Source organism: Psychrosphaera aestuarii (assembly GCF_017948405.1).
Taxonomy (GTDB): domain Bacteria; phylum Pseudomonadota; class Gammaproteobacteria; order Enterobacterales; family Alteromonadaceae; genus Psychrosphaera; species Psychrosphaera aestuarii.
Window position 1 is genome coordinate 50,082 of record NZ_CP072844.1, and the last position, 18,143, is coordinate 68,224.

Annotated in this window: 15 protein-coding genes; 7 read left to right on the forward strand and 8 right to left on the reverse strand. The window is 39.3% G+C overall.

Annotated elements, in window-relative coordinates:
- Nucleotides 1–6: 6 nt before the first annotated feature.
- Nucleotides 7–2,274, forward strand: a complete 2,268-nt coding sequence (locus J9318_RS00245; protein ID WP_210560537.1) for a winged helix-turn-helix domain-containing protein — start codon at nucleotides 7–9, stop codon at nucleotides 2,272–2,274.
- Between the two features lie 320 nt (nucleotides 2,275–2,594).
- On the opposite strand, the gene J9318_RS00250 is transcribed toward J9318_RS00245, so the two are convergent.
- On the reverse strand, nucleotides 2,595–3,284 hold the full coding sequence (locus J9318_RS00250; protein WP_210560538.1) for a hypothetical protein: 690 nt from the start codon (nucleotides 3,282–3,284) through the stop codon (nucleotides 2,595–2,597).
- Nucleotides 3,285–3,302: 18 nt separating this feature from the next.
- Complete coding sequence (locus J9318_RS00255; protein WP_210560539.1) at nucleotides 3,303–4,646, reverse strand: hypothetical protein; 1,344 nt, start codon at nucleotides 4,644–4,646, stop codon at nucleotides 3,303–3,305.
- Nucleotides 4,647–4,770: 124 nt separating this feature from the next.
- On the opposite strand from J9318_RS00255, the gene J9318_RS00260 reads away from it, so the two are divergent.
- Nucleotides 4,771–4,995: a hypothetical protein gene (locus J9318_RS00260; RefSeq protein ID WP_210560540.1), complete on the forward strand. Its 225-nt coding sequence runs from the start codon at nucleotides 4,771–4,773 to the stop codon at nucleotides 4,993–4,995.
- Nucleotides 4,996–5,300: 305 nt separating this feature from the next.
- Nucleotides 5,301–6,188, forward strand: coding sequence for an alpha/beta hydrolase (locus J9318_RS00265; RefSeq protein ID WP_210560541.1), 888 nt, complete (start codon nucleotides 5,301–5,303; stop codon nucleotides 6,186–6,188).
- Between the two features lie 74 nt (nucleotides 6,189–6,262).
- Here J9318_RS00265 and J9318_RS00270 read toward each other — a convergent pair whose 3' ends face one another.
- Complete coding sequence (locus J9318_RS00270; RefSeq protein WP_244731755.1) at nucleotides 6,263–8,371, reverse strand: TonB-dependent receptor; 2,109 nt, start codon at nucleotides 8,369–8,371, stop codon at nucleotides 6,263–6,265.
- Nucleotides 8,372–8,655: 284 nt separating this feature from the next.
- Between J9318_RS00270 and paeA the strand changes: the two genes are divergently transcribed.
- Nucleotides 8,656–9,972: a polyamine export protein PaeA gene (gene paeA, locus J9318_RS00275; protein ID WP_210560542.1), complete on the forward strand. Its 1,317-nt coding sequence runs from the start codon at nucleotides 8,656–8,658 to the stop codon at nucleotides 9,970–9,972.
- Between the two features lie 76 nt (nucleotides 9,973–10,048).
- Here the strand turns inward: paeA and J9318_RS00280 are convergent, their stop codons facing one another.
- From J9318_RS00280 to J9318_RS00295, 4 genes are all read right to left on the reverse strand, one after another.
- Nucleotides 10,049–11,947 (reverse strand): aminotransferase class V-fold PLP-dependent enzyme, encoded by a 1,899-nt coding sequence (locus J9318_RS00280; RefSeq protein ID WP_210560543.1) that lies wholly within the window; start codon nucleotides 11,945–11,947, stop codon nucleotides 10,049–10,051.
- A gap of 108 nt (nucleotides 11,948–12,055) precedes the next feature.
- On the reverse strand, nucleotides 12,056–13,249 hold the full coding sequence (locus J9318_RS00285) for a multidrug effflux MFS transporter (RefSeq protein ID WP_244732101.1): 1,194 nt from the start codon (nucleotides 13,247–13,249) through the stop codon (nucleotides 12,056–12,058).
- Between the two features lie 225 nt (nucleotides 13,250–13,474).
- Nucleotides 13,475–14,830: an ATP-binding protein gene (locus J9318_RS00290; protein ID WP_210560545.1), complete on the reverse strand. Its 1,356-nt coding sequence runs from the start codon at nucleotides 14,828–14,830 to the stop codon at nucleotides 13,475–13,477.
- Nucleotides 14,830–15,453, reverse strand: a complete 624-nt coding sequence (locus J9318_RS00295; RefSeq protein WP_244732104.1) for a response regulator transcription factor — start codon at nucleotides 15,451–15,453, stop codon at nucleotides 14,830–14,832. The genes J9318_RS00290 and J9318_RS00295 overlap by 1 nt, the downstream gene beginning before the upstream one ends.
- Nucleotides 15,454–15,666: 213 nt before the next feature.
- Between J9318_RS00295 and J9318_RS00300 the strand changes: the two genes are divergently transcribed.
- Nucleotides 15,667–16,137, forward strand: coding sequence for a Spy/CpxP family protein refolding chaperone (locus tag J9318_RS00300; protein ID WP_210560547.1), 471 nt, complete (start codon nucleotides 15,667–15,669; stop codon nucleotides 16,135–16,137).
- 53 nt (nucleotides 16,138–16,190) lie between these two features.
- Here J9318_RS00300 and J9318_RS14090 read toward each other — a convergent pair whose 3' ends face one another.
- Nucleotides 16,191–16,325 (reverse strand): hypothetical protein, encoded by a 135-nt coding sequence (locus tag J9318_RS14090; RefSeq protein ID WP_280518177.1) that lies wholly within the window; start codon nucleotides 16,323–16,325, stop codon nucleotides 16,191–16,193.
- Between the two features lie 147 nt (nucleotides 16,326–16,472).
- On the opposite strand from J9318_RS14090, the gene J9318_RS00305 reads away from it, so the two are divergent.
- Nucleotides 16,473–16,985 carry a hypothetical protein gene (locus J9318_RS00305; RefSeq protein WP_210560548.1) on the forward strand — a complete coding sequence of 171 codons (513 nt, stop codon included), beginning with the start codon at nucleotides 16,473–16,475 and terminating at the stop codon, nucleotides 16,983–16,985.
- 128 nt (nucleotides 16,986–17,113) lie between these two features.
- Nucleotides 17,114–18,115 carry an NADPH-dependent aldehyde reductase Ahr gene (gene ahr, locus J9318_RS00310; protein WP_210560549.1) on the forward strand — a complete coding sequence of 334 codons (1,002 nt, stop codon included), beginning with the start codon at nucleotides 17,114–17,116 and terminating at the stop codon, nucleotides 18,113–18,115.
- The last annotated feature ends 28 nt before the right edge of the window (nucleotides 18,116–18,143 follow it).

Here is an 18,143-nt window from a genome sequence, read left to right on the forward strand (position 1 = left end):
TTAAATATGACGCAACAACTAGCTGAATTCACAATTGGCAACATTCGAATATCGCCCATTGAGAATACACTTTGCTTTCACAATCGCCACCTTAAAGTCGCGCCCAAAGTTATGGAGACTTTCTGTTTTCTTCATGCCAATGGTGACACTGTGGTTACTAGAGAAAAAGTATTGGAAGAAATTTGGCCAGGACGGTTTGGCAGTGATGAATCTTTATCAAAGGCCATCTCTGAGCTTCGCAAATCTTTGTCCCAGCTTCTAAATTCCAAAACAAAATTTATCACTACTGTACCCAAAAGTGGCTACAAGCTAGAACTAGCTTTGCTGACCGAGCACTCTAATAAGGAAGGTGGTTCCGACATAGTACAGGAGCATGTCTCATCCAAGTTACCCTGTGATAAGCAGAACAATAAAACAAGCACGACAACAGCATGGTCACTAGGGGTATTGGGGGTGCTGGCCTTTGTTGGTATTTCTTTTTTTATCTATACTCAGCCCTCAGAAAAGGCTCATCGAGGCACAGTTTTAGTTATGCCATTCAGTGTGTTTGACACCAATGATTTGGAGTCTCAAGCACTAGGTAGTGTGTTACTTGATGCAACAATTGACAGTTTGAGCAATACCGACAGAATTAATGTTGCTAGCCGTACAAGCAGCGACATGATTGGCGCAAAGAATATGACTGTGACTAGAGCGAAAGAACTGATCAACATTGATTATTTGATAGAGGGTGGAATAACGAGACGTGGTTTTGAGTTCGAAGTTCGTTATCGCTTAGTTGATGCAAATAATTTTTTAACGCTATTTTCAGGTACTGTCGTCATCCATGAAATGGCATTTAATAATGCTGTAAATGTAATTCTTCGCTCACTGAGCGAGTATTTTTCTATTCCCGTCGCATACAGTCGCCCTTCATCATTAACGAGTGAAGTTAATAGACTACTTCTTCTCGGTAGTAACTTGATCAAGCGAAGCTACGACGAAGAACTATGGCGACAAGCCACAGACTATCTAGAGCGAGCTTATCAACTTGCCCCTAATGAGCCGCAAATTATTCGCACCTTAGCATCACACTACTTTCAAATGATTGAGTTTGCTGATGAAGACCAACGCAAGATATTAATTAAGCAAGTTAATGAATTGATGGCCCGTGCTGAATATCTGAATCTTCCTCCTGATACATTTTGGTTTTTAAAGCTCCAATTATCTGATAAGTATCTAGACCGAACACCAGAACAATCCGAAGCAATACTGACATTATTGCAAGCCGCACATGCGAACGGCGAACGTGACTACACATTGTATTTTTATCTAATGACAACCCTGTCGTCTTTACACCGTTATGATGAAGCAATCTCTTACGGGTTAGAGGGGATTAATGAGCACCCTCTAGTTTACCGTTTGTATGCCGGGCTCTCATATGTGTATAGCCTTAAACGAGATGGTCAAAGCGCAAAGGATTGGGCAGTAAAAATGACCGACATAGCACCCTCAGATGAGTCAACAGAGTGGATAAATAATATTGCAGCAATGGTCAATGGCGAGCATCAACAAGCAATATTGTGGCGAAAAAGTTTGCGCGATAATGGTAATCTGGGATATACGCTTGAAACTGACGCTCTGTCATTGTCGGCAACAGCACAGGCTCATCAACTTGAACGGCTTTGGTCTTTATGCACCAGCAAGCAACTTCCTTTACAACAGTGCTGGAATATCAGCATGGCAGAGGCGATTCAATCAGCAAACGCAACTCGAATAGTTAAACTGCTGACAAATCACCCAGACTATGTATTGGCTAATGAGCTATCGTTAGGTCTTGTAATTCAATCGCTGGCTTTTTTAACCGCTGAAGATTTTACCGAATCAGTTATATCCTCAATACAGCCAGCGCTCACAATTTATCTCGATGGCCGAAGTACACAGACGATTCCAGAATTAGCAACGCTTGTTGCAACCTATCTAACGGAAATAGATATCCTAACAATACCTTTTCCTGAGCGAGAACAATGGCTCAAAAATATCTTTCAGGACAAACAACCCTCTGAGTTTTTCCTCGCCGAGCAGGCAGCACTATCACAAAACAAGGACATCATGTATGCACTTCTAGAGCAAATTGTTAAAGAGCAAAAAACGCCGCCTATAGGTCGATACTACCTATTTTTTGACAGCCCTTACTTTTTGCCTTATCAAAATGAAGCGCGATTTTTAGCATTAAAAGAAGAGTACCATCGTAAACTACGAATTAAGTATCAGAATTTGAACTGGCAATTTTAAGCGGGATAGTAAACCCAGACGTCCTATCTCTGTGTAGGGTTTTCCCCTTATAAACATGTCTATATTCTTTATCTAACTATGAGTTGACCAGGAAAATAGTGTCGATTACTACACTTTGGCTTTGTGACCTCCTGAATATCGTTGATGAGGAGCGAGAGAGTTCCCCACTTATAACTCGACCGATATCTGTGAACGCAGTGCCACCATGCTTTATTCGGCTATTACTATCCTACGTCTGCCCTAATTTTCTAGTCTATTGACCCGTTAAAGTCTTTTTTTTAACTTTTTCGGGTCCATAGTGAAATTGTGCTTTATTAAGCCTAAATTTGACAGAGACGTTTTCTTAAGTAGACGCCTAAAACAACTAAAGGAATCAGAAGTAAAACTGGTGGCTCGTTTACATTCATCAACCTGACGTTATCAATTATCAAACTTGCCCCGATAAAGTCATCAACTTCTCCTTCTGATAACCTAAAATCAAGATATAACTCATTCATATCCTGAGTAGCAAAGTTAAGATTAAAAACACTTACACCAAATTTATTTTGAGTAATTTCCATACTGTCGATTAATAAGCCGACTTGTCCGCTCTCATTAAAATATCTTGTGCCATCAAAAAAAGCCACATTCAAGCTGGAAGGCATAAGGCCCAAGCCGTCCCCCTCAACCAGTACCTCCCATTCGAAACTCAGTGTTTTGTTAAAAAAATTAAAGTCCTCAGCTAAGTCGAATTGATAAAATAAAATATTTTCACTTAACGCTGCTGATAACCAAGAAGAGCTATTACCTGGTTCGCTATAATACCCAATGTTTAATTTGGCTTTGCAGTCGTTACCTGAATTAATAATTTCAAAGTCATTACCAATATTCAACTCCCCAAATCCATCAGTACTTTTATGCCAATTTTCGAAACTACAACTTTCAAAGCCTCCGTTACTGATAATATTTGCGCTGGCGTATTGACTAAACAAAAGCCAAATAAATATGATTGAAAAACGACAATAGTTCATTTCTAGCCCCTATATAAATTAGTTTTGAATTGAACAACTTCTCATGGAACCGCAAATTTGAGTGAGAATATCGAGTTGAGCTTTCTGAGAACTTCTGATGTGATCATTAGTTGCACATGAGTTAAGTAGAGGTTTTAGTTTTGAAGCTATTTCTCCAGTTATTTTCGGTGCTGTGTCCAATAGTTTTATCATCATCCAAACGCCAGGCTTGCTAATTTGAGGAAACTTGAATGATTTAACGATGCTGTATTCGAAAACTGTCGTATCTAAAGACTTTAAAACATCTTCTATAAGTAAGGATGCTAGGACTTTTGATATAGTATTGTAATATTCGATTATTTTTAAAGCTTGGCTCAAGTTGTCAAAATTATTTAGAATATGATCATCACAAAATTCCATCTGTTTATGAAAAGGAGACAATGATCTTACTGAGTCGGAGCTAATTGATATCGACAAATTATTGATAAATGGATTCATGTTACGTAATGGAGAAGCTACAATATCGATTGATTCAGAAATAGAGTTATTCATTTCAGTCCAATATCTCAACTCTCGATCTAAAACTCTATAAAGAGGATAGAGTACGTCGTTTGGTAGATGAGAAAGAACCAAATTAATTTCTGTTATATTTATATTAGCTATTTTTTCAATATCGGCAGTTCCCATTAGGCCAAGATCAAAACCTTTTTTAGTTACCTCTAATAAACTCGAAATGAAGTCCACAAAATCATCAAGAAACCTTTCTTTTTCTGACTCAAATGCTCTTATTTCTTTTTGGTAGAGCTCTCTATTGTGCTTAATTTCGGTAATCATTGCAGTAAGGTCTTCGGCTGTCAGAACTCCTAGCCCAATTCCTTGTTCCGATAAAGTTTGAATTTGTGCTGTAAGTGAAGTTAAATCCTTTTGAATAGCGTCTTTGGCACTGATCACATCAGAAGTAACCTTATTAGTTTCATCTTTAATTCGATTATCTAAGTCAGCATAACCTTCATTTAATTGAGACACTAACCGCTCCGATTCTGAAGTAATACTTGTTCTTAAGTCATTTCTCACATTCATTGTGAGATCAAATAGGACGTCTCTGTGATGGTTCATACCATGCTGTAGAGTTTTCGTTTGTTCAAATGCCTCATCTCGTATTTCTTGTGTTCGACCTATAATGAGATTCCACACTCCCAATAAGTCTGGGATAAACGTAGCTTGCAAAGCTGGTTCTACTGCTCCTTTTTGTGCATCATCATGTACAGTATTCGCTTCTGTTTGAATAACAGTTTGCAATTCCTCATTGTCATTCGCAAATGCTGGTGGATTAATTACTAGCAACGTAATTGAAGTAATAAGTAAAATCTTAAACGCTTTCATTAGTTTTCCTTGGGATTGTTTTATTTTCCTCTAAAACATATTTAAACTCGGCCAAATAACCTGAGTTTTTCCTGAAAAAAACTTGAATACTGGTGTCGATTCATACAACTACCTTTAGCCTATTTTGAACATCGTACTGTTCTTCATTGATGAACGCTTGGGAAAGCCCAACTCTTCTGTTGGAACAGAAATAGATGAGTGGTTATTAGGGATGTTTACTCGTATGAATATAAATTGTGAAGATTTAATAAAAACTAATATAACAGGAAAGTTATCAGATTTTACTGTAGCAGATTTCGATAAAATCCATGAAAATGATAGAGATGGAAAGGGGTTAAAATCCCCTTAATAACGATTTTCAACTCTGGCTAGCAACAGTTGGTTTTGTTCAAGCCTCACAATTTATAGCCAACTGTTGTAAGTCGCTTAAAACGAAATTTTAGAATTAATACCCTAAAACATTTTTGTCCAAAAACGAGTTTAAACGACGTCTTTTTAGCTCTCAATTTTGCCTCTAAAATAACTTTGTTTCTGCGAAACTATCTAATTTCGCAATCTAATTTAAATCAGTAAACTAGCTATAATTAAGTAAGTCTGCTACTAATATTTGAGTTATTATGAAATCTGAGTAACCCAAAATTAAGGAATGACTTTGTGTGCTTTAAATTATTGATTACCTCATTATTTTTACTGTTATTAAATGGATGTATGACTCTAGCGCCGAGTGAACAGTCTCTTCTAGCCAATCAAACTCCGATAGCCTCTTACGACTATGCAGAAACGCTGAACAATATACGAATGTTAAACCCAGATATTCACGCAGACATTGTTGAGGTTGAACAAAAAGATGGAAACAAATCCGTTGGCATTCATGTAAAACAAAAAAATCCCGAGTTTGTCGTTTTATACTTTGGCCCGAATAACTTCCCAATTGAAAAGCACTACATAAACGTGTTGCCCTTGATGTTAGAAATGAATGCGGATGTCTATTGGTTTGATTATAGAGGTTTTGGCTTTACCGGTGGTGAAGCGACACTCGCAAGCTTAACAAGCGATGCTAAACACGTCTTCAACACCATTAACAATAAATCCGACAACTCAATCGTGGTCCATGGTTTATCGCTTGGCAGCATCTTAGCGATAGACTTAGCCGCTAATGAAAAGGTGTCACACCTTGTATTAGAAGGCAGCGTATCGAATGTGAATGACTGGATGGACGAAGTATTTGTGAATGAAGCAAAGTACTCCTATGGCATTCCAACATTACTCGGTTACGTGATTAAACCTTTTGTAAACGTAAAACCATCTAAAGAGCTATTGGAAATTGATAACGTAAGCTCACTCAATAAACATGAAGGTAACTTGTTAATGTTATCAGCAGAAGATGACTGGGAAACACCGCCGAGCATTAATAAAAGCTTATATAAATCATTAACGAATATTAAGAATAAAGAGCTGCATGTTTTTGAAAATGTCGGCCACCTTAATTTACTGACAAGCCCCAATGTGGTTGATACTTACTTGAAGTTTTTGAGGCGATAGTACGTTTAGGGAAAAGAACGGCTTGGTTTATTTAGGTAACTTTTATGCAAGTTACCTAAATAAAGAGGTCAAATTTAAAATTGATAGTTCACCGACAGTCTTATCGTACGCGGTTCAAAGGCGTGGTAATGAATATCTTCAACAGGGTTCATTTCTGACGCTAATTGAGACTCGTAAAAGTAGTCAATATCGTGGTCGTTACTGTTTGTTAAATTTAACACGTCCACTTTGTAAGTCAGTGGGCCATCGCGGTAACCCACTCTTAAGTTACTGATAAAGCTCGCATCAGAATAAACCGACCCATCTTCGATTAATGGACGTTTACCAAAATATCTCAGCCTAAAACTACCAAACCAAGCATCGTCAATATCCACATTTACACCCGCTTGAACAACGTGTTTTGGTGCGCCAGGAATTAAGTCGCCACCGTCTGGATTACCCGAAAATTTGGCTTCTGTGTACGCGTATTCTAAATCAACGCTTAACGTTTCATTAAAATAGTAATAGGTGGTTAGCTCTAAACCATGACGTTCAGACGCGTCGCTGGCTTCAGTATTACCGGCATCGCCAACAAATAGTAATTCGCTGTCTAATTCTAATTGCCATAATGCAATAGAAACGTTAAACAATTCACTCATGTAGCCGCGTAAACCTAGTTCGTAGCCTGTTGATTTAACAAGAGGATTTACTGCGTCAACTGCGTCACCGTTTGATGGGTCAATGCGTATTGTTGTGCCTCTAGCATCATTAGAGTGGAAGCCCTGGCCGTATGAAAGGTAACCTTCCCAAGCGTCATTGATTGAATAAATAATATTGGCTTTTAAAGAGGTTTGCGAGTCGTCGGACTCACCACTATTAGCCGCAAGATTAACGTTATTTATATTTGTTAGACCCATACCATTGCCAACGAGATCACGCACATCAAAGTCGTAGAAATCATGGCGAAGCCCAATCACAGTGCGAACGCGTTCATTCCAGTCAATGCTGTTTTGCCAGTAAGAACCTAAGCTAAATTCATCCACGCTGTCACGACGAATAGTACCAAGACGTTGACGTTCTTTAGTGCGGAATAAACCAACTTCTGCAACATCATCATTACGAAGCTCAACGCCAACCACGTTGTTCATAGGCATGCCATTCGATAGCTTTATTTCGTCTAATGTATAGCTTAGTGAACCGCCCCAAATAGTACGTTCGTCAACTTGTTCAAACTGATCGCCATCAAGGGTATCGTCCAGCATGTAAGTAAAGTTTGACCACAATGTCATGTCGTAGTTGATGGTATAGGCATTTGCTTGCCACTGACCTTGTTGCCAATCGACACTTAAACTATAACGCGATGATTCGCCACCTACGCTGGTATCAAGTGAACCAAATTCGTCGATTAAGCCAGACTCAACGGCACGACCCGGTATTTGATCGGCGCTGTTCCATGTATTGTCATAGGCCATAAATGTTGCGCTAACAAAACCGTCTTCTAATTCATAGGTTTGCTTAAGCAATGCATTTGTTTTATCTAAGTCTTCGTTTATGTCAGTCCAAGGGCCGTCATATCCGGTATGAGAAAAGGCATATAATGTATCGCCACCAGCTATTTCAGCATCGTTAAGCACAACAAAACGATGATAGTTGTCTTCACCTAGCGTAAGTTCAACTTGTCCCTGTTCTACTTTTTTAAACGTAGAGAACGCAGCATGACCTGCACCACTGAAGTCACCAACATCGGCGTAGTAAGATCCCTTTTTGTAACTCAAACGTTCAACCGTCTCTGGTATTAAAAAGTTTAAATCTGTATAACCTTGGCCGTGACCGTGCGAGCGCATGTTAACGGGCATACCATCAACAAAAGTAGAGAAGTCGGTGCCGTGGTCTAAATTAAAGCCACGCAAAAAGTATTGGTTCGCTTTTCCTGTGCCGCTATGTTGAGTCACCACCATTCCAGGAACTAACTCTAATACTTCACCTGTTCTTAATAACGGTCGGATTGAAATCTCTTCTTGGCCAACAAGACCTTCAGATGCGGATATGGCGTCACCGATTAAATTTGTTTTACGACCTTCAACAGTAATAGTTTCAAGCGTATTGCTTGCCTGCTCAGCCGCCTCTGCAGTTTCTGCTGTAACAGAAAATGGCATTGCTGATGATCCTAAAACGATTGGTAACAGCCATTGATTATGCGTCATTTGGTATCCTTTCATGTATTAATTCGGAAAACAGCCAGCAGTGTTTTCTATTGTGGGTATTATACGGATACCTCATAAAATTGGATGCAGATAAAATCTGTTCATATGATTAGTTTGTGGAATAGTCGAATTGTGTGGAAAGCCACCACCAAAGCCTTTGTGTTGTAGACCGTTTTTACAACAAAATGGTTGCTGAGTTATTAATATTCTATAATAATTGCGCGCTTCTTCAGTGAAGCCATACGAGGTTGGCAGCCCGCTACCACGGTGAATTGGAGTATAAAATGAGTGAATTGTTAGGCATTGCCATTTTGATATTATTTGGCGCTTTGTTTGCTATGTCAGAAATTTCCATCGCTGCTTCACGGAAAATTAAGCTCAGAGTTATGTCCGATGAAGGTGATGAAAGAGCAGAGGCGGTAATCCGCTTACAAGAGCAACCTGGCCGCTTTTTTGCCATGATCCAAATTGCGTTAAATGCCATCGCTATCCTCGGAGGGATCATTGGTGAGCAAACACTTACTCCCTATACTTCTAAATTAGTTGCGTTGATATACACCGGTCCCTTAGCGGAGCAAATTAGCTTCTTGTTGTCTTTTCTAGCCATTACATCTTTATTTATACTGTTTGCCGACTTATTACCAAAGCGCATCGCCATGATCATGCCAGAAGCCGTCGCTGCAAAAATCGTTGGTCTAATGAACATCATCACTTATGCCCTTACCCCACTTGTGATGTTTTTTAATAGTATTACTAACCTAGTTTTACGTATTTTTAAAGTGCCAACGGTACGCGAGGACATCGTCACCACGGAAGATATCGTTGCAATGATGGACGCTGGCGCAGAACACGGCTCATTGCGGCAACAGGAGTATCAACTGCTGGGTAACGTGTTTGAGCTTGAAGGTCGTACTTTGCCCACAACCATGACAACTCGAGATGCCATTGTTTATTTCGATTTAAAAGATGACAGCGCCACCATTAGCGCAAAAATCCTTGAGCATCCTCATAATCATTTTTTAGTATGCGATGGTCATTTAGATCGCGTGGTTGGCTCGGTCGAGTCAAAGCAAATATTGCGTCAGCTTCTCAAGGGCGAACCCGCACATTTACAAGAAAGTATCATCCAAAAAGAGCTGTTTTACTTACCGGAAACACTCACGCTTTCAGAAGCCCTCAACGAATTTAAGTCTACAAAGCAACCATTCGCTATTGTGGTCAACGAATACGCCATGATTGTTGGTCTTGTTACGTTAAAAGACTTAATGAATAACTTTATGGGTGACTTGATTAACACACACGGTGAAGAGCAGATAGTGCAACGTGATAGTAACTCTTGGTTAGTTGATGGCGTGACACCTACAGTGGATTTAATAAAACTCCTCAATATTGAGGCTTTCCCTGATAATAACCAATATGAAACCATTGCCGGTTTTTTGATTTATACCTTAAAGCGTATACCCAAACGAACTGATTATGTTGTGCATTCTGGTTATAAGTTTGAGGCGATTGATGTTGATGGCATCAGAGTCGAGCAGCTACTCGTTACACGTTTAACCGACCTGTCGGCCTTAAAATCTGCTGACGGTACAGTCGATTAAACCTTTTAAGTAACGTCGCCTACCACCAAGCTAACTGGTTACCGCTTGGTGGTAGATTTGTATTTATGTATCTGCCTTATTTTTTAAGAACATAAATCTCACCATCGAAGCTGCCTTGAATGGTCAGCCCTTGACTCGCTAACTCTTGTAAGTATTCGATGTGGTCATTAGTGATATTTTGTCCCGGTACGAGTAATGGAATCCCTGGTGGATATGGTGTCACCAAGCCGGCACAGATTCGGTTATTAGCCTTACTCATTGGCACAGATTCACGCTCACCATAAAACGCATCACTTGGAATACATGCTAGGTCTATAGCAGGTAGGTTTTCTGGCAAGCGAGATTTTCTTGTGGATTTTGATAGCTTAACCTTGCCGCTGTCTAATTTTTTCAACGCATTGTACAAGCGTATGATTTTTGATCGAGTACCGCCAAGTGTTAGTAAAACCAAGATGGTGCTGTGAGTATATTTTTCTATCTCTAATCCAATCTCATCTAATAGATATTTATGAATATCCTTTAATGAATATGGTAGTTCGCTAATGTCGATAAGAATTTTTAACGGATCGTGTCCCATATTATCACCACTAAAGTGTGGAAATATTTTCATAAAGTCTTCTTTACCAAGCACTTTAATTTTTTTGAGTGACGCCATCTGTTGTTTAAACTCTCCAACATGATTCAATAATCCGTTGAGTAATTTATACCCTTCCATCTCCAATTGTTTTTGGCAAACATCCAAAGACGCAATAAGCTGATATTTAGGCGACGTGCTCGCGTATATACTGTAAATTTCTCTAAAGAAATCGGCATCAAAGTCAGGATCGTTAATGTGAATATAAGACGCTTGTGAGAACGCCGATACGACTTTATGCGCCGAGTGAGTTATGTAGTCGGCGCCCGCGTGTATAGCCGAGTAATAACGGAAATTTGGATGGAACAATGAATATGCAAACCATGCCTCATCAATAAATACCTTGATGCCGTTTTGGTGAGCATAATCAACAATCTGCTTCAAATCGCTAAGTAAACCGTCGTAAGTACAACCCGTAAGAACCAATAACTTAGCATCTGTGTTTTGATCAATTGTTAACTTAATATCGGCCAACGATGGCGGGGCAAAAATGCCGTATTTGGGATTTAGTATACTTGCCAAATAGATAGGAAAACTTGCCGATTGCAAAATGCCATAATGTACGGATTTGTGACAATTACGGTCAATGATTACCTTATCTCCCTTACGCAACAATGTTTGTAAGATAATCTTATTCGAAGTAGAGGAGCCATTAGTAACAAAGTACGTGTGATTGACTTCAAATGTTGCCGCGGCTGATTCTTGCGCGCGTCCAATGGTGTTTGTGCTATCAGATAAAGAGCCCAGTGAGTCTACCGACACCGACAAATCGCCAACAAACACATTGCGGCCATAAAACTGATAAAAGTCTTTGATATATGGTGAATTTCTAAAACTAGAGCCACCACTATGTCCTGGCGTATGCCAAGAATCATTCGACTCTCCTACGTATCGACGGTAAGCCGTCCAAAATGGCGTTTCTGAGCGATCATCGAAGTCGTTGATCATATAGCCTAAAATCGCTTCAGGATCTGAGATTACTTCATCTTTAAAGAAATAAGATTCTATTTCCTCAGACTCGTTAACGATCTCCAGCCCTTTCGTGTCGTCACCAATAACATAAACCGGCAACTCTAGGCGAATTGCCTTTAACTCTTCAATAAAGTGGCTATATATTTTCTCGCCAGCTGTATTATGTATATCCCAACTAAGAACAACCGCTTGAATATCGCCATCTTCCTTTACACAGTTCAGTGCCTGAGATAGATCTAGAGATTCAATGATATCTATTTGAATATCATCTCGTTCAAAGTTTGGAATAGATTTCGATAAATTAGTTGAGATATCTTGTAGGGTTACAGGATCATGCTCAATTAACAAGATACGAAGTACAGGTAACATAGGTGGATTCGCATTTTAATTTGATAGTTTTGCTAGCATAACCAAAGGATTGGTACTTGTGAAATTAATACTTTGCTAATGCTACCTTAATATTTAACGGTGAATAGGTCACGCTGGTTGTGCCGGTTTGTTTATAAGTGCGAACACTATACTTAACATTGCAAAAGCAGGTACTGTTATCGCTAAAGACAAGGCGCCACTTGGAAAGAAGTACCCAACAACGATGCCAACAATTGACGTTATAGTAAATTGTAAAAAACCAAGCACTGACGACGCTTTACCGGCACATTCTGGGAACGGTGCCAGAGCCATACCAATCGAACTTCCCAGGCTAAAAGAAAAACCAAAGCTTCCAATGCTTAAAAATACTAAATACTGAGTTAATGTATCTGGGTTTGGGATCACAAAAAACATAGCCGATGACAGGATCATCAAGGCTAAGCCGATGTAACAGGTTACTTTTGCTGACGTTCTACTAATCAGTTTGGTTGCACAAAATGCAGCAAACATAATTAAAAATGCGTTACTACCAAATACCAAGGAAAACTCGGTTGGCGTGAGACCTAAGTTGTCAATTAACAAGACCGGAGACTTAACGACATACTGAACAATAAACGCCATTGCCGCCATCGATGCAATGGCATTTGGTATAAATCGTGGATCAGATGTAATGGTCCAAAAACTTTTTGACTGTGGCTTGCTTCGAGCTTTTACTTGCTCACTGCAACTATTTGAATCAGCTTGCTTTTCATTGCAGTTCGACGTTAAAACATGAGTATTGGTTTCGGTCATTTTAGCTTTACTAAATATAAAGGTAACAATACCTAATACCACCAGCAGACCAAAGCAGTAACGCCATCCGAATTGAATTGATATGAATCCACCTAATAAGGGCGCGAGTGCCGGCACAATACTTTGCGCACCATTTAAAATAGAATAGATTTTGGCACTTTCAGCTTCATTAAATAAGTCTCGTACCACGGCCAAAGCAGTTACGGCACAACCACATGCACCAATCCCTTGAATAAGGCGACTAGCGATTAACGTTTCCAAGTTTGTGGCGACCGTTGCCAAAATAGAAGCGGCTATATAAATTAATAAAGAAATAAGGGCGATGGGTTTTCGGCCATATTTATCGGACAAGGATCCTAAAAAAAGTTGGCCTATTCCCATGCTAATTAAATAAAAGAAGATACCGAGTTGAACATTATCAACACTGGTATTTAAGTCGTTGGCAATTAACAAAACAGCGGGAAGATAAATATCAACAGGCAACAAATTCAAAATCATGAAAAACATCATCAACCAAACAATTCCGTTTTTGCTTAGTGTACGTGTATTCCTTGAAAAACTATTTTGCACGTCATTACTGTTTAACGAATCCGACAACTCAGTCCCCTGTCTTTCTATTTATAATACAACGCGGCCACTGTGACTGCTGCGCTGCATTATAAGGCGCTCTTTCTGATAAACAAGCGTGGTGTAGATTACCCTAATCAAAGATCACAAAAGTGATAACTGACTATTTTAAAGGATCATTGTTACGCTTAAACCACCAGCGTCCTTATTTTTCAGATTTAAAGAGCCTGAGTGCGCTAACACGGCCTTTTTAGCAATTGCCAATCCTAGTCCAGCTCCGCCACTATTACGCTCTCTTGCATCACTATGGCGATAAAAAGGTTCGGCTATTTTAGATAATAAATAGTCGGGGATCCCTGGGCCATCATCATCAATAACAATACAAACTTCTTCATCTAACGCTTCAATTTTTACTTCTATGGTTTTATTGGCATAACGAATAGCATTTCGAAGAATATTCTCAATTGCACTGGATATAATATTTTGATCAATTGTAATTGTTATATTGGGAATGGTTTGAATATGAATCTGTTTACCCAATATCTCAGCCTCAAACTCTGCATCTTGCAAAATTGGGCTTAATACATCTGATAACACAGTTGACTGAAGGTCTAAGTGTTGCTGCTTGGTCTCTAAGCGTGACAACATTAATACTGAGCCTATCATCTGATCAAGCTGTTCAGCTTCTTTTTCAATGCGAGCAAGATAATTCTCTCGCTTTTCACCCTTTGTTTCTTTGGCTAATCCGGCTGCCAATGATAAGCGTGTTAACGGTGAACGGAGCTCATGAGATATATCAGCGAGCAATCGCTTTTGCACACCCATCGATGTTTCTAGTTGCTCGGCCATGATATTAAAGTCGCGTGATAATTCCCCGAGTTCATCTTTGCCAATGTATTCTTCCTCAACTCGACTATTTAAATTCCCTTTACCTATTTTATCTGCTGATTCACGTAACGCTCTTATTGGCCTTACAATGCTTCGAGTAAACAAAAAGCTGAGTCCTAATGATACTAGTATTGGTACTGTTAATTTTATCCACAGTGGCATTAAGCTAAACTTGATTAACAACGGCGGATTCCGCTTGGGGCTTATTTCATACAAGTAAAACGTTTGATTGTTGATGGTTAGCTTTGCAGGACCGATCGCGTGATAAAACTCGGTAAATATGTATTGCGGCGTCAGATCATCTAGATCGGATAACAAATTCAAATCTATGTTCGCTGGCAGTGGCGCGCTTAGCACAGACAATTCAGACGTTGGGCCTTTTAAAAATAGTTCTCGCTTACGTGATGAGCGATGCAGCAGTCTTTTTAACTGAGCGCTAGAAGGAATCCCGGCAAAACGCTCTTGAATAAATAATGCATACTTTTGTATTGAGCGTGCTTTTCTATCGTCTAACGGTTTAGATACGAGGTCTGTAAAACTAACCGAGCTAATGACTAATAAGATCACAATTGTTACAGCAATTGAACACCAGAACCAAGCAAACACTTTGAATAACAGGCTATTTAAGCGTCCCATTATTGACCTCCGACCATAATATAACCTGACCCTCTAATAGTATGAATACGTTCATGATGGGAGTATTGCCCGATTTTTTTTCGTAGGTTACTCACGTGCATGTCAATAGAACGGTCATAAGCGGCTAAGCGTCGCCCAAGAACTTCTTGGCTAATTTTTTCTTTGCTGATAATCGAAAGTGGATCTTTTAGTAGCAGGTTTAAAATTTCAAATTCGGTGCCTGTTAACGTTATCGTATTCTGGTTTACTTTCACTGTTCTACTTTGTAGACAAAGTTCTATGTCTTCAAATACAACGGTATGATTGTTCTGCGGTTGAGTAAGTAAATCTACTCGGCGGACCATGGCTTTTACACGTGCTAATAGTTCTCTGTGATTAAATGGTTTAGCAATATAATCATCTGCACCGACTTCCAAACCATAAATACGATCGTAGTCTTCACCTTTAGCGGTGAGCATAATAACGGGAGTTGATTTTGTTTTACGCAGTTGCTGTAAAACTTCGAAACCGTTAAGAGATGGCAACATCACATCAAGCAATATAAGATCAAAAGACGATGTGAGCGCTACATTTAGTCCTGATTGGCCATCATGTATGCACTGAACTGTAAAATCATTACTCATTAGGTAATCAGATAGCAGTTGAGTTAACTCAGTATCGTCATCGATTATTAATACAGACTTATTATTCACATAATTCTCTTTTTTAAACGTTATGTTGGTATTTTATTCAAAAAATCACACTAACCGTTAATCTTTACATTACTTTGCATTGTCTTGGCGTTTATTTGCATTGCACTCGCTAATATTAATTCAACTTAACAAAGCGAGGTGCTTATGAAAACTAAATTACTATTACCTTTAACTGCGTTTCTAGCGTTGGCTAGCGTTACCATTTCAGAACCAGCTCATGCTATTGGTAAACATCAAGGTTATGACATTGAGAAACAAGAACGCACTCCAATGATATTGACAGATAGAGCGGTTAATAAACTTGGCTTGTCGGAAGAACAGCAGGAAAAAATACAGGCATTATATGACCAGGCCAAAGTGACCACTGCAAAAGACAAAGAGCAACTCGGTTCACTTAAAAAGCAATGGAAAACGTTAGCAAAAGAAGATGTATTAAATACTCAAGAACTTGAGGCTGTAGCAAATCAGCAAGCGCAAATTAAAGCGAAACTGAAGGTGAAACGCCTTCAATTGCATAAGGCTGTGCACAGCCTGCTGAGTGAAGATCAACAGGCTATGGTCGCAAAATTAAAACACAAGAAGCGTAAAGGGCAACGTAGACTGCAACGTGGTTAGTCCTTAACGCGTCCGTTCAGATTACTGTAACTTAAAGCTCGAAACTGATTCACTTAATGATGCGGCAAGTTGGGACGTCCCTCTTGCTGCTTTTTCATTGTTTCAGCTACATTGATGTTTTCTTGTGTGTCATGCGACAATTTATCAATAATACAAACGCCTGGTTTGATAAAGATCACGGTCGGCATTTAATACGCCTGAAATAACCAGATTAAAGTTATCGCTAAAAAAGATAAAGCACATTTTGTTACATCAAAGAAAATAAACATTTCGCAATAAATTCGATTTATCTTTAATATTTTCAATACAATAGATTTATGATTAAGGATAATGTAATGAAAAAAATAATCTTAAAAGCGGTAATGGCTATCGCAATTTTCGGGTCAAGTGCAGTCAGCGCGAACGACGTAAACTTTTCCGTTGGAACCGGCTTTCCATACCTCGTGACCGTAGAGGGCGCATACACGGTTAATGACAATTCAAATTTGTTTTTAAACTATAAGATTGGTTTAGATGACGGCTTTGCTTTTGGTTATCAACACGCCTTCGAAAATACAAATCATGTTATCGGTACTTATGTTGGAGCCGTTGGCATTAAAGATAGTAAATGTGACGACTCTCCTGAGGCTACAGACTATATTGAGCGTATTGCATCTTCTTTTGGTTGCGCGTTGCAGTCGGCGTTTGGCGATGAAACAACACAAGGTATAGCCGCTTTTTATGGTTATAGCTTTTCTGGATTAAATAATCCGGGTTGGCACTTACGCTTTGAAGCCGGTTATGGCAACAATAAAAATAGAGAGAACAATACCGGCCATTTTAACTTTAGTGCACGTTATCAGTTTTAACTGAATATTAACTAAACTGCGCCTTTCCTTTTAGCTATAGCCCTCTATTCTTATATGTGTTGTGAAACTAAAATACAGTTAGCAACGTAAACCTCCACGTTAATAATTGTAATTAAAAGGAAAGTAATATGACTAAGGCTTATGCAGCGGAAAGTGCTGGTGCAAAATTAAAACAAGTAGACATTGATTTAGGCGAATTGGGATTACAAGACGTTCTTATCGATGTTGAGTACTGCGGAATTTGTCACTCAGATTTATCGATGATTAATAATGAGTGGGGAATGTCTTCTTACCCTCTTGTGGCGGGCCATGAAGTTGTAGGAAAAATAAGTGCAATTGGCGACAATGTAAAAACCCTCAAAGTCGGCCAAACGGTTGGCTTAGGATGGCACTCTGATTATTGCCAAGCTTGCAATAGCTGTGGTACTGGCGATCATAACCTGTGTGATACAGCCGAGTCGACCATTGTAGGTCGTCATGGCGGATTTGCAGATCAAGTAAAGGCTAACGAAGCTTCTGTTATTGCGTTACCAGAAGGAATGGATGCTACTACCGCTGGACCTCTTTTTTGCGGCGGCATTACTGTATTTAACCCAATGGTTCAATTTGATGTAAAACCGACAGATAAAGTCGCAGTGATTGGTATCGGCGGGTTAGGTCACATCGCATTACAATTTTTAAATGCATGGGGCTGCGAAGTCACTGCGTTTACGTCAAGCGAAAGTAAGACTGAAGAAGCCAAGAAACTCGGCGCACATCACACTATCAACTCCCGTAGCGAAAAAGAAATTGAAGCAGCTGCTGGAAAATTTGATTACATACTATCAACAGTAAACGTTAAGTTAGATTGGAATCTTTATATTTCGACTTTAAAACCAAAAGGTCGCCTTCACTTTGTTGGCGCTACATTAGAGCCTCTTGATGTAAGTGTCTTCGGTTTGATGGCAAAACAACGTTCTATATCGTCGTCACCAGTCGGAAGTCCATCTACCATTAAGTCGATGCTGGATTTTGCATTACAGCACGATATCAAGCCACAAGTAGAGTTTTTTGACTTCGATAAAATTAACGATGCAATTGAACATTTAGAGAGCGGAAAAGCCCGTTATCGCATAGTGTTAAAAAAATAGCGATAACGTAGCTTTGGGTTACTTTGAT

Bases quoted from the DNA above. Each gene is read 5' to 3' on its own strand.
- J9318_RS00290 (WP_210560545.1), bottom strand. From the start codon at position 14,830: ATGGGACGCTTAAATAGCCTGTTATTCAAAGTGTTTGCTTGGTTCTGG.
- J9318_RS14090 (WP_280518177.1), bottom strand. From the start codon at position 16,325: ATGCCGACCGTGATCTTTATCAAACCAGGCGTTTGTATTATTGATAAA.
- J9318_RS00280 (WP_210560543.1), bottom strand. From the start codon at position 11,947: ATGTTACCTGTACTTCGTATCTTGTTAATTGAGCATGATCCTGTAACC.
- J9318_RS00295 (WP_244732104.1), bottom strand. From the start codon at position 15,453: ATGAGTAATGATTTTACAGTTCAGTGCATACATGATGGCCAATCAGGA.
- J9318_RS00245 (WP_210560537.1), top strand. From the start codon at position 7: ATGACGCAACAACTAGCTGAATTCACAATTGGCAACATTCGAATATCG.
- J9318_RS00255 (WP_210560539.1), bottom strand. From the start codon at position 4,646: ATGAAAGCGTTTAAGATTTTACTTATTACTTCAATTACGTTGCTAGTA.
- J9318_RS00300 (WP_210560547.1), top strand. From the start codon at position 15,667: ATGAAAACTAAATTACTATTACCTTTAACTGCGTTTCTAGCGTTGGCT.
- J9318_RS00305 (WP_210560548.1), top strand. From the start codon at position 16,473: ATGAAAAAAATAATCTTAAAAGCGGTAATGGCTATCGCAATTTTCGGG.
- ahr (WP_210560549.1), top strand. From the start codon at position 17,114: ATGACTAAGGCTTATGCAGCGGAAAGTGCTGGTGCAAAATTAAAACAA.
- J9318_RS00250 (WP_210560538.1), bottom strand. From the start codon at position 3,284: ATGAACTATTGTCGTTTTTCAATCATATTTATTTGGCTTTTGTTTAGT.
- J9318_RS00270 (WP_244731755.1), bottom strand. From the start codon at position 8,371: ATGACGCATAATCAATGGCTGTTACCAATCGTTTTAGGATCATCAGCA.
- J9318_RS00285 (WP_244732101.1), bottom strand. From the start codon at position 13,249: ATGATGTTTTTCATGATTTTGAATTTGTTGCCTGTTGATATTTATCTT.
- paeA (WP_210560542.1), top strand. From the start codon at position 8,656: ATGAGTGAATTGTTAGGCATTGCCATTTTGATATTATTTGGCGCTTTG.